Source organism: Aphanothece microscopica RSMan92 (assembly GCF_046613545.2).
Classification (GTDB): Bacteria; Cyanobacteriota; Cyanobacteriia; order PCC-6307; family Cyanobiaceae; genus NIES-981.
In genome coordinates, this window is record NZ_JBKKKY020000182.1 from 1 (window position 1) to 1,413 (window position 1,413).

Consider the following 1,413-nt stretch of genomic DNA (forward strand, 5'->3'; position numbering starts at 1 on the left):
CGCCCTATGCCCTGTTGAGCGAGGCCGGGGCCGGCGCGCTCGCCGAGGCGGGGGTGGATGCGATCCTTCTGCCCGATTCCGGCCCGCTGCCCGATGCGGACGAGGGCGCGCTCCTGGCCTGGGTGGAGCGTGGCGGCGTGCTGGTGCGCTTTGCCGGGCCGAGGCTTGCCGAAGCGCCGGGGGAGGACAGGCTGCTGCCGGCCCCCCTGCGAGACGGCGCGCGCAGCTTTGGCGGCGGGGTGGCTTGGGAGGAGGCGCAAGCCATCGCCTCCTATCCGCCGGATAGCCCGTTCGCAGGTCTTTCCCCGCCGGCGGACGTGAAGGTGCGCGCGCAGGTGCTGGGCGAGCCGGGCGGGGAGGCCGCCATCTGGGCGACGCTCGCCGATGGGTCCCCCCTTGTCTCGGCGGCGCGCAGGGGCAAGGGGCTGATCGTGCTGTTCCATGCCGGGGCGACGCCGGCCTGGTCCGACCTGCCCTATTCGGGGGCGTTCGTGGGCCTTCTGCGGCGCACGCTTCTGTTTGCCGGCCGCTCGGCAGCGGGGGTGGAGATCACGGGCGCGGGTCCGTTCCAGCCGCGCCTTGCGCTGGACGGGTCTGGCAGGCTGGTCGCGCCGGGCCGGGAAGCGCGCGCCATTCCGGCTGATGCGCTCGCCGCTGCAAGGCCGGGGCCGGCCCAGCCGCCGGGCCTTTATCAGCGCGGAGGGGCGGTTTTTGCGCTGAATGCGGGGCGGTTTGCGCCGTTGCGCCCGGCGCCCGCGCCGCCGACGGGTCTGTCTGCCGCGACGCAGGCCGCAGCCGGGCCCGCACCGGTCGCGCTCGGCCCCGGGCTTCTGGCGGCCGCCATCGCGCTGCTGGCGGCTGACCTGCTGATCGCGCTCTGGATCGCGGGCCGGCTGAAGCCGCCGCGCCGGGCGGCGGCGGGCATGGCTGCGGCGCTGCTGATAGCGCCGCTGCTGTTCGACCCAGGCGAGGCCCGCGCCAGCGACGCCGCGCTGGCGGAGGCCGCTGGCGCCTTTCAGCTGGCCTATGTCCGCACCGGCGATCCCGCGACCGATGGGCTGGCGGAGGCTGGACTTCGGGGGCTGAGCCGGGCGCTGAATGCGCGCACGTCTGTGGCGGCCGCGCCCCCGCGCGGCGTGACGCCGGGCCGGGATCCACTGGCGCTCTATCCGCTCATCTATTGGCTGCTGCCGGAGAGCCCGCAGCCCTTGGGCCCGGAGGCCGCCCGCGCGCTGGACCTGCATCTGCGCAGCGGCGGCATGCTGTTCATCGACACGCGCGGCGCCGGCCGGGCCGGGGGCGGCAGCGCGGCCATCGCGCGCCGGGCGCTGGCCGGCCTGTCCCTGCCGGCGCTGGCGCCGGTGGGCGGGGATCATGTCCTGTCCAAGACCTTCTATATCCTGCGCGCCTTCC

1 protein-coding gene is annotated in these 1,413 nt (G+C 75.9%); it reads left to right on the forward strand.

Features of this window, described 5'->3' with window-relative positions; all coding sequences use genetic code 11:
• Positions 1-14 precede the first annotated feature (14 nt).
• On the forward strand, positions 15-1,413 hold a 1,399-nt coding region (locus tag ACLD7X_RS16795), incomplete at its 3' end, for a DUF4159 domain-containing protein (protein ID WP_425625415.1).